Raw genomic sequence first — 13,862 nt, 5'->3', positions numbered from 1 at the left:
GGATCGACTGCGGGACGGGAGCCCGCGTTTTCGGAGACGAGCTCATGCAGGAGAAGTTCGGCAAAGGTCAGGGAAGGATCGCTTTCTTCTTTACCCATACGCATTGGGATCATATCCAAGGGCTTCCCTTCTTCAAACCCCTCTATATTCCGGGAAATGAACTCCACTTTTATTCTCCCTTCCCCGATCTTTCCGAACGTTTTGAAAAACAACAGGCCCCCGAATTCTTTCCCATTCCATTTTCCGCTCTTGCCTCCACGAAACTCTTTACCTGCCTGCAGCCTGGCGAAACTTTGGATTTAGAAGGAGAATGTAAGGTAAACGTTTATCCTCTCAAACATCCGGGCGGGTCTTATGCTTACCGGTTGGAAGAGAAGGGAAAGGTCTTTATTTTTGCCACGGACGCGGAATTTACCGGAGAAGATTTTGCTTCCGTTTCGGCGATGAAGCCGTTTTTCCAAGACGCGGATCTTCTCGTCCTGGATTCTCAATATACCCTGGATGAATCCTTCCAAAAATTTGACTGGGGACATACATCCTACACGATGGCCGTAAATTGTGCAGTTGCTTGGAATGTGAAAACTTTGGTTCTCACTCATCACGAGCCGGCGTATGCGGACGACGTTTTGGATATCATTCTTCAGGAAGCGCAAGCGCACGCGGTGGCGCTCGGAAATCATACACTCAAGATCGAACTCGCCGTAGAAGGGAACGAATATAAACTATCATGATTAAAAGTATCGGACTTCATAGAACTTCACGAGCCTTGCTCGTCATCGCCCTCTTAGGAGGTCTCTTTTTCGGTTATATTCTTTCCGAAGTGGACGAAGGGGGAGAACTCGCGATGCTCGCGTCGTATCAGCCCACGACCCCGACCAGACTCTACGATATCAACGGAGTCGTTTTCGCCGAACTCTACAAACACAAACAACAACTTCTCAAATACCAAGATATTCCGCCCCACGTAGTGCAGGCGTTTCTTTCCGTGGAAGACAATAACTTCTTCAATCACTTCGGGATCGATTTTGTCGCGATTCTCAGAGCCGGGATCGTAAACGTTTTTGCCGGAAGAATCAAACAGGGCGGTTCCACTCTCACGCAGCAGTTGGCGAAGACCGTCCTCCAAAACAGAAAACGTTCTTTTGCCAGAAAATTCATCGAGGCTCTTTTTACGCTCCAGATCGAACAAGAATATTCAAAAGAAGAAATATTAGAAATTTATTTTAATCTTATTTATCTTGGACACGGAACCACGGGGATCGCTTCCGCCGCGGACGTTTACTTTCAAAAAGACGTAAGCGACTTGGACATAGCGGAAGCGGCGATGCTCGCAAGACTTCCGAAGGCTCCTGTAAAGTATTCTCCATTTAAGAATCCGGCGATTTCGAAAAACGCTCATATCGGAGTTCTCAAGCTGATGGCTTCTCAGGGATATATTCCCGAAGACAAGGTTCAAAGCATTCACGACGATTTCTGGAATAAATACTGGCCCGTTGTCATCACGAAGTCTCCTTCTCAATCGACTTGGGGAAATCGTCTGAACAAGGCTCCTCACTTTACGGAATACGTTCGTCAAAAACTCGAAAAAGAATTGGGCGAAGACAAGGTTTATACCGGGGGGTTAAAAGTTTATACGACCCTCGACGCGCGCAAACAAGAGATCGCTCAGGAAGAATTGTCCAAGGCGATTAAAAAACACGACGACCTCGTCTCCGGAATCACGGTAAACTATTCTGGTGGGGCGGATCGTGGTTTGGTCGGACTCTATTATTTGATGGGATCCATCTTTCCGGTGGGAATGCCCTTCGTCAGTAAGTTGGACGAAAAGGCGAACTATCGTGTTTATCTGGAAAGAGAACTCATCGACGCTGCGGATATTCTTTCGATTCTTACACCGGGTGAAAACGAATCCGCGGCGATCGCGGAATTTCAAAAACAAACCGCAGTTTTCGGAAAGAACCTTCACGTAGAAGGCGCGGCGATCACGATCGAACCTTCCACCGGTTATATTCAAACCATGGTCGGAGGTTACGAATTCACTCCGAAGAATCAGTTCAACCGTGCGACGATGGCCAGACGTCAAACCGGATCCGCGTTCAAACCGTTTGTCTACGGCGCGGCGATCCAAGAGCGTGTGGTCGGAAGCGGAACCGGAATTATGGATGCTCCTCTGACAACTCTTACGGAAGAAGGAGAAGGTTGGTCTCCACAGGATTTCGACGGAGACTTCCTCGGAATGGTTCCTCTCTCCAGAGCGTTATCCTTATCTTTGAATATTGTTTCGGTTCAGGTTTTTCTTCGAACCGGACCGGACGCGGTGATTGATTTCGCCGCTCGACTTACAGGAGTCAATCCTTCTCGTTTTCCTTCCAGTCCCGCGCTCGCTCTTGGAATCGCGGAACTCACTCCTTTAGAAATGGCTCTTGGTTACGCGACGATTGCAAACGACGGAAGAAGAGTCATTCCATTCTCCGTTCGTTATGTGATCGATCAAAGCGGAAACGTCGTCTACAACGAGGAGTCTAAGGTTCAGGAAGAACTTCAGAGACAAGCAAAGGACGGAAGCATCCAAGTTATCTCCGAAGGAACGGCCTATATTCTTAAGAAAATGCTCATAAACGTTGCAATGGCCGGAACCGCGGCGATGGGACTTAGAGACCCGGACAAAGGAAATTACCGAGGAATCGCAGCCGGAAAAACCGGATCCACTTCTTCGTTCACCAACGCTTGGTATTGCGGATTCGATCCGAATTACACAACCGTAATCTGGTTGGGGTTTGATAAGAGTTCGATTTCTTTAGGAAGAGGTCAGGCGGCTTCGGTTCTTGCGGTTCCTATCTGGGGAAAGATGTACAATCGTTTTTACGGCGGAGAAAACTATCCGACCTTCGGCGAAGACATTATGCCTGAAGAAGTGCAAGGAGGAGGAACCTGTGCTTACAACGGTTTGTCTCCAAAACCGGGAGTATGTCCCGTAACTCAGAACCTGAGCTTAAAACCGATCACCGTCGCCGGAGTTACAAAGTCCGTGATGGGGAATCGTCAGTGCGACGGAGAAAGAGATCATCACAAGTCCATGGATTTTAGAGAATTCTTACAGAAAGAATATCAGATCAGTGATGAAGAATTAGGCAAAACAGATCGAAAATTCAAACCAAGGACGGAATAATTCCGTTTTGGAGAATTTCGTTTACAGAATTTTTTCGTTTATAAGGATTGAAACCGAGGCCGGCCTTATAGAGCATCCTAAGCCTCCTAAAAGGAATCATACATGTCTGTAGAAATCAAGGTCCCCGAAATGGGGGAATCGATCACGGAAGCAACCATTGCGAATTGGGTAAAGAAAGAAGGAGAACAAGTAAAACAGGACGAGATCCTGCTGGAACTGGAAACCGATAAGGCGACCATGGAAGTTCCCGCCCCGTCTTCGGGTGTTCTTCAGAAAATTCATAAGAAGGCGGGAGACACTGTAAAAGTAAAAGAGATCATCGGTCTCATTGATGCAGCAGCCGTCGCCTCCGCTCCAACCCCTTCCTCTTCTCCAGCTTCTTCTTCCGCACAAACCAGCACTCCGGCTTCTAACAACGGAAATCTAAACGAAACTCTTCCACCTGCGGTTCGTAAGTTGATCGACGATAACGGACTCAGCGCTTCTTCGATTTCCGGTTCGGGTAAGAATGGACAGATCACAAAAGAAGACGTATTAAAGGCGATCGAAGCTAAAACATCCGCACCGACTTCCGTTGCAGCGAAAGCATCGGCTCCGGCTCCTGAAATTCCAAAAGCTGTTCCGGTTGCGAGCAGAGGAGATCTTCCGAGAGAAAACACGGTTCCGATGTCTCGTCTTCGCAAAGTAATCGCGGAAAGACTTGTCTCCGCACAACACAACGCGGCGATTCTTACCACTTTTAACGAAGTCGATATGAGCGCCGTGATGGAAGTCAGAAATCGTTACAAGGATAAGTTCAAAGAAGCGCATAACGTGGGTCTTGGTTTTATGAGCTTTTTTACAAAAGCCGCCATTCACGCGCTCAAAACGATTCCTGCGATCAACGCGGAAATTCGCGGAACTGACATCGTATATAAGAATTACTTTGATATCGGAGTCGCGGTCGGCGGACCGAAAGGTCTTGTAGTTCCGATCGTAAGAGACGCTGATCTTTTGAGTTTCGCGGGAGTGGAACAGGAAATCGGAAGACTCGCCAATCGGGTAAAAGACGGAAAGATCGAACTCTCGGAAATGGAAGGCGGAACGTTTACGATCTCCAACGGCGGGATCTACGGTTCCATGATGTCTACTCCGATCCTCAATCCACCACAAAGTGGAATTTTAGGACTTCATAATATAGTAAAACGTGCGGTGGTGGTAAACGATCAGATCGTAATCCGTCCGATGATGTATCTCGCGCTTTCCTACGATCACAGAATCGTGGATGGAAAGGAAGCGGTTACGTTTCTCGTGAAGGTAAAAGAAGCTATCGAAGACCCGACTCGACTTTTACTCGAACTTTAATGAAAGAGGAATCATGTCAGCAGAATTTGACGTAGTTGTGATCGGTTCCGGACCGGGAGGCTACGTTTGTGCCATCCGTTCCGCTCAGCTCGGTTTAAAAACCGCAATCATCGAAAAAAGAAAAACCCTCGGAGGCACTTGTCTCAACGTGGGTTGTATCCCTTCCAAGGCGCTTCTGGATTCTTCAGAAGAATATCATAAAACTCTACACAAGTTGGATGTTCACGGAATCACGGTCGGCAAAGTCGATCTCGACCTGAACAAACTGATGAATCGAAAGGATCAGATCGTGAAAGAAGTCACCGACGGCGTGGACTTCCTCATGAACAAAAACAAGATCAAACGTTACGAAGGTTTTGGAAAGGTTCTTTCCGCGAGCAAAGTGGAAGTCGCATTGAACGACGGAACCAAAGAAGTTCTTACCGCCAAACACGTAGTAGTCGCAACGGGATCGGTTCCGATCGATATTCCGGGATTGACAGTGGACGGAAAAACGATCATTACATCCGATCACGCGATCGACATTCGCAAACTTCCGAAAAAAATGATCATCATCGGAGCCGGTGTGATCGGACTCGAGCTTGGTTCCGTTTGGTCCCGGCTCGGAACCGCGGTTACGGTCGTAGAATTTCTTCCCGGACTCATTTCCAATGTGGATCGTCAGATGGGTTCTTTACTCGAACGTTCTCTGACTTCTCAAGGAATGGAATTCTTATTTGAACACAAGGTAAAAGGCGCCACTGTTTCTAAGACAGGGGCGAAAGTCACGATCGAAGATTCTAAGGGTGAATCGAAAGAACTCGAAGCGGACGTCGTTCTTGTCGCGGTCGGACGCCGTCCCTTTATAGAAGGTGTGGGTCTGGAAGAAGCGGGGGTCGCATTGACTCCACGCAAACGGATTCAAATCGACGGACATTATAAAACTTCAGTTCCCGGGATTTATGCGATCGGAGACGCGGTCGACGGACCGATGCTCGCGCACAAAGCGGAAGAAGAAGGTGTTGCTCTTGCGGAACTCATCGCGGGTCAATCCGGACACGTCAATTATGATGCGGTTCCTTACGTCATATATACTTGGCCTGAAATGGCTTGGGTTGGAAAAGGCGAAGAAGAACTCAAGGCTGCGGGAATCGAATACAAAACAGGAAAATCCTTATTCCGTCCAAACGCTCGTGCGAAAGCGATGAACGAGGCGGAAGGACAAGTTAAAATACTAGCGGATAAAAAAACAGATAAGATCCTCGGAGCCTTTGTATTTGGACCGAGAGCTTCCGATATGATCGCAGAGTTGGCGGTCGCTGTGGAATTCGGCGCGTCTGCAGAAGACGTCGCGAGAAGTTTTCACGCACATCCAACTCTTGCGGAAGTAATCAAGGAAGCGGCGATGGCGGTGGATAAGTGGGCGATTCACGCGTGAATCGATTAGGCAGGTTTCAAGAATGAAAATAGAAAAACTCATGGCGCTCTACGGAGAGAACGGTGCTCTCCTCGAAGAACTTTATGATCAGTATAAGATCAACCCGGATTCGGTGGACAAAGAATGGAAACTTTTCTTTCAAGAAGTGGACACCACTGGATTCTCCAATGGAAACGGCAATGGAAATGGGAACGGAAAATCCGCAGTCGCCACTTCCTTTACGGACGCGCAAGCCGGATCGATCCGAGAGATGGGGATCATCAACCTTCTAAACGCATACAGAAGACAAGGACACTTGGCTGCACAACTCGATCCTCTCGGAATTCAAAAACCGAATCGAACTTTTATAGATTCTAAACTGCACAGCATTTCTCCGGCGGACTTAGAAACCGTTGTGGACAGCGATACTCTGGGAAGAGTCAAGCTCAAAGAGATCGTAGATCTTTACGAGAAAGTTTACTGCAACACGATCGGTGCGGAACATTTCTATCTCGTTGACGATGTGGAAAGAGAATGGCTCCAAAAAAAGATGGAATCTCCGGAATTCTTAGCTCCGCTTCCGAAGAGCACCAAACTCAGATTGTACGAAAAATTATTCCAAGCGGATTACTTCGAAACCTTCCTCGCAAAAAAATATGTCGGTAAAAAAAGATTCTCTCTCGAGGGAGGAGAATCTTTCATTCCTCTTTTAGACACGATCGTGGAAGAAGCCGGACATCACAAGATGGACGGACTCGTGATCGGGATGGCGCACAGAGGAAGACTCAACGTTCTCGTGAACATCATCGAGAAACCGGCTTCTCTCATCTTTGCGGAATTCGAAGAGAAGACCGATAAAGATAATCTGAGTTATGCGGACGTAAAGTATCACTTAGGATATTCCAACAGCAGAATGACGACCGCGGGAAAAGAAGTAAAACTTTCCTTGGCGTTCAACCCAAGTCACTTAGAATGTGTGAATCCGGTCGTAACAGGATCCGTTCGCGCTCGTCAGGGTTTGATCGGAGACAAGGATCGTGCGAAGTATATGCCGATTCTCATCCACGGAGACGCGGCGTTTGCGGGACAAGGTGTCGTCGCGGAAACTCTCAACCTGATGAACCTGGAAGGATATACGACCGGAGGAAGTTTTCACGTTGTGGTAAACAACCAGATCGGATTTACAACCTTGCCGGACGAATCCAGATCCACGTTGTATGCAACCGATCTCGCCAAAGGATTTCAGATTCCGATCATTCACGTAAACGGTGACGATCCGGAAGCGGTTTACAGAGTCGTAAAACTCGGGATGGAATACCGTCAGAAGTTCAAAAAAGATTTCATCATCGATCTCGTATGTTACAGAAGACTCGGTCACAACGAAACGGACGAGCCTGCATTCACACAACCGAAGATGTATTCCATCATTAAGAATCATCCTCCAACGGTAACTCTCTATGAAAAAAAACTCATAGAAGAGGGGGAGATCGCTCAGGAAGACCTGGACTTTATCAAAAACGGTTCTATGCACGGATTGGAGGATTCTTTCCAGAGGGCAAAAGAACAGGACGTTAAGATCAGGGTCGATACCATGCAAGGTGTTTGGTCCAAGTTCTCCAAGGTTTCCTTGGATTCAGAACCTGCGACAAAACTTCTGAAAGAACAGATGCATGGAATCGTGCAAGCTTTGACTAACGTTCCACAAGGATTCACTCCGAATTCTAAACTCGTAAAACTTCTTCAGAGTAGAAAGGAGATGGCCGAAGGAAAAATTCCCGTTGACTGGGGTTTTGCGGAAGCTCTTTCTTTCGGTTCGATTTTGGAGAGTGGATTTAGAATCCGTCTTTCCGGACAAGATTCTCAGAGAGGAACGTTTTCACACCGTCACGCCGTGCTCGTGGACACGAACACAAACGAGAAATACATTCCTCTGAATCATATTTCCGCAAAACAAGCAAAGGCGGAGATTATCAATTCTTCCCTTTCCGAATTTTCGGTTTTGGGTTTTGAATACGGTTATTCTCTGGCGGATCCGAACGCACTCGTAATGTGGGAAGCGCAGTTCGGAGATTTTGCTAACAGCGCGCAGGTGATCTTCGATCAGTTTATTTCCAGCTCGGAAGTGAAATGGCAGAGGCTTTCCGGACTTACGATGTTGTTGCCTCACGGTTATGAAGGTCAGGGACCGGAACATTCTTCCGCGAGATTGGAAAGATTTCTGCAACTCTGTGCGTTGAATAACATGCAGGTTTGTAATCTTACAACCGCCGCTCAGTATTTCCATTTGCTCCGAAGGCAGATGCTTAGAAATTACCGCAAACCTCTCGTGATCGTAACTCCGAAAAGTTTGCTTCGATTTCCGGCCTCTCTTTCTCCGGTGGAAGATATTCTTCAAGGTGCGTTTAGAGAAATTCTTGTGGATGATAGCGGTTCCAAGGCCGACAAAATCGATAAGGTGATTTTCTCCGCAGGTAAAGTATATTATGATTTGATGAAATACCGAGATGAGAATAAGATCAAAAACGTGGCCTTGGTTCGTGTAGAACAGATTTATCCTTTCGCCGGAAAGGAAATCGAGAATTCGGTCGTGAAAACTTTCAAGAACGCAAAACAATTCGTATGGTGTCAGGAAGAACCGAAAAACCAAGGCGCTTGGTTCTTTGTAAGAGAAAGAATCGAAGACCTGCTTCCTTCCGGTGTTCGTTTGACTTATGCGGGAAGACACGAATCTCCGAGTCCGGCGGCCGGACATATGAAACTGCATTTGCAAGAACAAGACCAACTCGTTCTGGATGCGTTTCAAGCATAAGAAAGAATCAAAATCGAAAGAAGAATTTTGAAGATTTTTTGAAAAAGCCCGAGAGTAAAAATCTCGGGCTTTTTCTTTTCACGGCAAGCGCCGTTTTGTCGTAGTTCCTAATACAAAAGCGCGGCCTTCCCTGATTTTGGATAACCTTTACCGGAAGTTGTGTGGATCGTACGAAAATCTGTCGGAACTACGACAATCTTTCTGTGAAAGTCGCGGGCCCCACCCTGATTTTGGGTGGAGGGGTGGGCGGCGGGAAAAATTTCGCGAATTCTTTCCTATCAGAAAATCATAATTTACACAAGAAGAATCTTGATCTCACGATCCCGTCGGAACTACGACATTCTACAGTAAAAGTCGCGAGCCCGACCCTGACCTTGGGTTGTAGGAAAAAACTCCGTGATTTTTCTATATCACAAAAACATAATTTTGCAATTAAAAAATTCCGTGTAGGAATTCCTACGAAACCGTTGTCTCGGGACGATCCTCTTTGCAACTCCTCTCGACTTGTGCGTAAAAAAAAAGGAATGCTGATTTTGAGAATTCAAGCGTGTTCTTTCTATAGGCACCGCAAGGGGTGGATCGGGAAAAAAAACGAAAAGTTCTCCTCATCCAGAAAATTTGGCTTTTTCAAATAAAATATTTCCCTTAGATTTTTGTAGAAACTCCGACAGACTTCTTCTTTTCTAAGAATTTCATTCCAAAATTGGTTTCTGGAGAATTTTGAATCGAATCTGAAGTTATTTTTTTCTTTACTGTAACCTTCCTTTGAATCTTTGGAATTCTATCATAAAGATTATGCGAAACGATCCTTCGATTCGGAGATAGATACGATTTCGATAAAGGGGACCAGGTTAAAAATGAAAATAAAACCGTATGAGGAAAAATTTCGAGCACAGATGATTTCTCTCTGGGAACGTTCGGTTCGAGAAACCCACAAATTTGTTTCTCCGGATGATATCGAATATTTTAAAACTTTGGTCGCAGGCATCGACTTTCGTTTGTTTCAGGTTTATTGTTGTGTCGATGAAGACGAAAGTTTGATCGGATTTATCGGGGTAGCCGAAAATAAAATCGAAATGCTTTTTTTAGAACCGAGACAGATCGGAAAGGGAATCGGAAAATTGCTGATCGAATTGGCGATCCAAGATTTAGGGGCTACCGAAGTCGACGTAAACGAACAGAATGTGAATGCGGTGGGGTTCTATTCCAAATTCGGATTTAGAACCTATGATCGAAGCGAACTCGATCCGGAAGGAAAAAATTATCCGATTCTGAAAATGAGACTTTCCCTTTCCTGAGTTTAAGAACAAAAGAGGAGAGCCTTGCTCTTCTTAACAATGAATTTGCGAAGTTTCCTCGATTAAAAAAACAATCGAATTTATTTGAGTTCTTTCGTTTCCTGTAAAATCTTTTCCACGATTTCCGATCTGTTTCCCAAACTTTGGGCTTTTTTTGCATATCGGTTTGCGGATTTTTCATCTTTTAATTTCCAAAAAATTTCCGCGATGTTTGCCGGATAAATGGATTCTTCCGGCGACAACTTTTCGGCGTCCTGAAAGGAGCGGATCGATTCTTCCCATCTCCCCATTTCGTCTAACGCACATCCGACCAAATTGTGAAGTCGACTTCTACCTGCGTGATCGCCTACGGCGGCAATGGGTAGATTTTTTTCCGCACGTTTCATTCCTTCTTCCGGTGAACCGGATTTCAACCAATGAAGTCTCGCATCCAAAAAGAGCGCCTCGGCGTTTCCGGGATAATCCAGGAAGATGGAAGTCAACAATTCCTCGGTTTTCGAATATTCTTTTTTCTTAAGGAATTCCCAACCTTGAACCAGTCTTTCTACGATTTTTTTGTGTCTCGAGTTGTGAATTTCACGATCCGAAAAGGTTCCACTCGGCATGGAAAGTATGAAGTTATCGATTTGGATAATCAGATTTGAAGCTAAGTCCATCGCTTTTCGGTTTTGTTTGATTTTCGCCGCCAGCGGATCGTTGATGACCGTAAGAGCCCAATTCTTTGCGGTTTCGACGGAGTGTAATACTCCGATCGTATATTTTTGTATTTTAGAAATTTCTAAAATAGATTCCCATCGGTTCGGATGATAGAGCAGGAGGGCGGAGATCAGACTCGCACCGCCCCCATATTCCGGTTGTCTTTTATCCTTTTCGAGGAGATTCTGAAACGTTTTGAATCCGAAATCGGCCGAAACCCACGCGCAAATCTCTGCGGCTTCTCTTTCGTGATGAAACGCATCCTCGGGATAAAAATTTAGAACCCGTAGACATTTTTCTTTCCAGAGTCCTTCCTGGCTCGGATCCATTTTCCCCATTCGAAAATATACGTTTGCTAATGCGAAATACGCATGGTCTAAAGAGGAAACATTGGGATGATTGAGGATTCCCGTTTCATGCTTGTTTAGAAATTCTGCAAGTTCTTCGTCGGAAATTTTATCCACTGTTTCCTTCAGGCCGTAGGCGATAAAATCAAAGGCATCTGAATATTCGTCCGGGCCTTCCAATGTCGAACATGCAATTTTATTTTTCCCCTCGTAACTTCTCCATTGTGTTTCGATAAAGGGGACTAAATCCGATTTCATACTTATCCAAGTCTGATTCGGAAAAACGTGAAGTTCGTCGTGACTGGAGTCCCAGGTTCCATAGAGTTGCAAACGGGGAAGCCACACTAGTATTTCGGGATCTTCGTCATAAGCCTCGGAATTTTTAATAAGTCCGACTGAGTTTGTATAGTATTGACCTCTCTCTTCCTCTTTGAATGGTCCGATTTTTACTGAGCTAAAATGAAATTCCTCGACGGACGCGAGATCGAACCAACCTTGGGAATCGGTTTCGACTCTTCTTTCAAATTTCAGATCTTCTACAAGATCCTTTGGAAGATTTGGTATCTTATAATTTTCGTTCATAGACGTTTCCTCTATACAGGTCGATTGAGTGAGACGGACGTATCCGCTTTTTCGTTTTCCTTTTCGGGATAATTTGAAAAATAAAGGTTTTTTGCACGGGTGACCATTTAGAATGGAGATGGTATTGTTTAGGAGGAACTTTTAATAGACGTGATCTAAGAACAGATACTTAAAATTTTCGCTTTTATTTAGTGTCTTAAAAACTCTACGTCGATTCAGGTCTTCCAATAATTCTCTGAATACATCCGGGCTTATATCTCCATTCTCATAAGAGTCACGATCGAATGAATCCTCCGGAATTTCATAATATCCTTTGTATTTCCAAGAACCGAATTGATCTAAATTTTCACCGTCGATCGCAAAGGATAAGGTGCCGTCTTCAATGGCAAAGACGGCAACAGTTTTGTCCGCGTGTTCGAGAGAGAATTGTCGAATGCCTATTTCGATAGACTGAACGAGTTCCTTCGAGAAAGTAAGAGAACCGTTTTTTTGCATTAAATAGGAGACGATTTTTCCGCAACCGTTCCCATTCGCTCTCCCTAAGGCAGTGTATCCTTCCCAGTTTTTGGTATTGGGATCGGCTCCACATTCTAATAAGAATCGAAACGGTTCTATATATTTGTTTTCGGAGGCCAGTCTTACAAGACATTCCCCTAGGACCGAGTTCGGCGTCTTTTCAATGATTTCACGCATGAGCTCGATCGTTTCCGGATCTTCTCTGGGATACAAATGCCAAGCCGCGGCCTCCGGCAAATAAGCAGCCGAACCCTTGGGAGTCAAAATTTGCAAGGTTAAGAAAGAAGGAACCATTGTAAGAATTTTTTTAAAAGTTAGAAAATCCAAGGTCTCAATCGTTTTTTGGATCGTAGCGGCGATTTCGTGATATCGATTGAGAGTCGTTATAAAATCTGAATCTTCGACATAAGACCGGAAAGATTCGTCATCTAAAAAAAGGTCATTGGACGCCCCCATGATCAAACAATCTCGGACCGTTTCCAATAAGTCCTTTTTTTGATCGGTAATTCCGTAATACTTCGCTTTCTGAAACGGTATATCCGAATTTTCGCAATCGTAATTTTCAAGAATCGATTTCATCTGATCCGCGATCTCCTTGTCTTTCAACAAGGCGGCAAATAAAAACGAACTCGCAGAGAATTCTTTTGCTTCCGTATTTTTTTTCCGGATCGTAAGACTTTGATAAAATCGTCTTTTTGTGAAATGAAAACATGGGTCCAAATTGATTTTGCTTTCTTAAAATCTTTAGACTCTAAAGAATTCGAAAATTGTTTATACTCATTTTTACACCATGAGATTTGTTTATAAAATTCAGGTCCTAAAGAATTTTCAACTTCATCGTACCCGATTGATAGAATTTCTTTAGGGAAGTGACTTCTTGATTTCATACTTTTTAAATTCTATCATGTTGAACGAACTTTTCTTTTTGGTTTATAACTTGGATAGGTCTTTCTTTTGCGAGAGTCTTATGATTTTGAGGAAAGAAAGATTGGATGATGATTCCCGCTTTTCCCCGCGATAGCGATTGTAGCGGAAATTCGCGCCGATCGGACGGAATGAATGGTTTTCGTCTTTGAAAGAGGATCTTTTTCGTAAAATGCCGCGGCGAGAATTGGAGCGGAAAGCGCGGCCGCTCGCTTTTTAAATATGAAATCTCCGAGCGGATCGCCCAAATTATATTTCGATTTTTGTATATGCTAAAATTTTAAATTAATAGAACGGAATCCGAAGAGCCGTCGTAGTTCCGACAAGCTCTTCCGTGAAATGCGCGCCCCACCCTGATTTTGGGTGGAGGAGGCGGGATCGCGGGAGAAAATCGAGCGACTTTTCTCTATCACAAAATCATAATTCTGTCAAAAATCTTTCGCACCTTAGCTTTGTAGGAACTCCTACAAAAATAGCAAGAATGTCGTAAAATCGTTTAAAAGAATTTTTGAGAGGAAACGAGGGAGGTTTTGAAAATCAAACTCGCTCTAAAGAATAGGATCGCAATTCTTAGAACGAGTTTTTCGAAATTTTAGAGAATTCCGGTCTTTCTTGCGATCGCGTAAAAGTTTACGCCGTATCCAAGGCCGAGAAAATTTTTCGGGGGAAAAAGATCGTCCGTCTCTGGATTCCAGACGTCCTTTACTAAAGCTTCTACTGAAAAATCTTTTCCAACCGGAAGTCCTAATAAACGATCGGGGAGTTGCGGAAATTCTGCCAT

The 13,862-nt window shown here is 44.8% G+C and carries 8 protein-coding genes and 1 pseudogene; 6 read left to right on the top strand and 3 right to left on the bottom strand.

The features are described from left to right. The 6 genes from JWG45_RS09805 to JWG45_RS09780 form a co-directional block, all read left to right on the top strand. On the top strand, positions 1-731 hold a 731-nt coding region (locus JWG45_RS09805), incomplete at its 5' end, for an MBL fold metallo-hydrolase (RefSeq protein ID WP_232380620.1). Then, positions 731-3,169 carry a penicillin-binding protein 1A gene (locus JWG45_RS09800; protein ID WP_205279579.1) on the top strand — a complete coding sequence of 813 codons (2,439 nt, stop codon included), beginning with the start codon at positions 731-733 and terminating at the stop codon, positions 3,167-3,169. The genes JWG45_RS09805 and JWG45_RS09800, both read left to right, overlap by 1 nt. Before the next feature lie 102 nt (positions 3,170-3,271). Then, the gene (gene odhB, locus JWG45_RS09795; protein ID WP_205279574.1) at positions 3,272-4,513 is read left to right on the top strand and encodes a 2-oxoglutarate dehydrogenase complex dihydrolipoyllysine-residue succinyltransferase; all 1,242 of its coding nucleotides are present in this window, start codon (positions 3,272-3,274) and stop codon (positions 4,511-4,513) included. 13 nt (positions 4,514-4,526) lie between these two features. Next, positions 4,527-5,930, top strand: coding sequence for a dihydrolipoyl dehydrogenase (gene lpdA, locus JWG45_RS09790; protein ID WP_205279573.1), 1,404 nt, complete (start codon positions 4,527-4,529; stop codon positions 5,928-5,930). A gap of 22 nt (positions 5,931-5,952) precedes the next feature. After that, a complete protein-coding gene (locus tag JWG45_RS09785) occupies positions 5,953-8,718 on the top strand; it encodes a 2-oxoglutarate dehydrogenase E1 component (protein WP_205279572.1) in 2,766 nt (921 codons plus the stop codon). An 857-nt stretch (positions 8,719-9,575) separates the two neighbouring features. Then, positions 9,576-10,016 (top strand): GNAT family N-acetyltransferase, encoded by a 441-nt coding sequence (locus tag JWG45_RS09780; protein ID WP_205279571.1) that lies wholly within the window; start codon positions 9,576-9,578, stop codon positions 10,014-10,016. 80 nt (positions 10,017-10,096) lie between these two features. Here the strand turns inward: JWG45_RS09780 and JWG45_RS09775 are convergent, their stop codons facing one another. The 3 genes and pseudogenes from JWG45_RS09775 to JWG45_RS09765 form a co-directional block, all read right to left on the bottom strand. Next, entirely contained in the window at positions 10,097-11,641 is a 1,545-nt protein-coding gene (locus JWG45_RS09775) for a tetratricopeptide repeat protein (RefSeq protein ID WP_205279570.1), read from the bottom strand. Between the two features lie 141 nt (positions 11,642-11,782). Continuing rightward, positions 11,783-13,044, bottom strand: a pseudogene (locus JWG45_RS09770) (ankyrin repeat domain-containing protein). Between the two features lie 629 nt (positions 13,045-13,673). Continuing rightward, on the bottom strand, positions 13,674-13,862 hold the full coding sequence (locus JWG45_RS09765; protein WP_205279569.1) for a hypothetical protein: 189 nt from the start codon (positions 13,860-13,862) through the stop codon (positions 13,674-13,676).

Origin of the sequence: Leptospira ainlahdjerensis (genome assembly GCF_016919175.1) — a bacterium.
GTDB lineage: Bacteria > Spirochaetota > Leptospiria > Leptospirales > Leptospiraceae > Leptospira > Leptospira ainlahdjerensis.
This window is presented reverse-complemented; position numbering and strand designations above follow the sequence as displayed.

Excerpts from the sequence above, each read along its gene's own strand:
- odhB (WP_205279574.1), top strand. The coding sequence starts at position 3,272 with ATGTCTGTAGAAATCAAGGTCCCCGAAATGGGGGAATCGATCACGGAA.
- JWG45_RS09780 (WP_205279571.1), top strand. The coding sequence starts at position 9,576 with ATGAAAATAAAACCGTATGAGGAAAAATTTCGAGCACAGATGATTTCT.
- lpdA (WP_205279573.1), top strand. The coding sequence starts at position 4,527 with ATGTCAGCAGAATTTGACGTAGTTGTGATCGGTTCCGGACCGGGAGGC.
- JWG45_RS09765 (WP_205279569.1), bottom strand. The coding sequence starts at position 13,862 with ATGGCAGAATTTCCGCAACTCCCCGATCGTTTATTAGGACTTCCGGTT.
- JWG45_RS09775 (WP_205279570.1), bottom strand. The coding sequence starts at position 11,641 with ATGAACGAAAATTATAAGATACCAAATCTTCCAAAGGATCTTGTAGAA.
- JWG45_RS09785 (WP_205279572.1), top strand. The coding sequence starts at position 5,953 with ATGAAAATAGAAAAACTCATGGCGCTCTACGGAGAGAACGGTGCTCTC.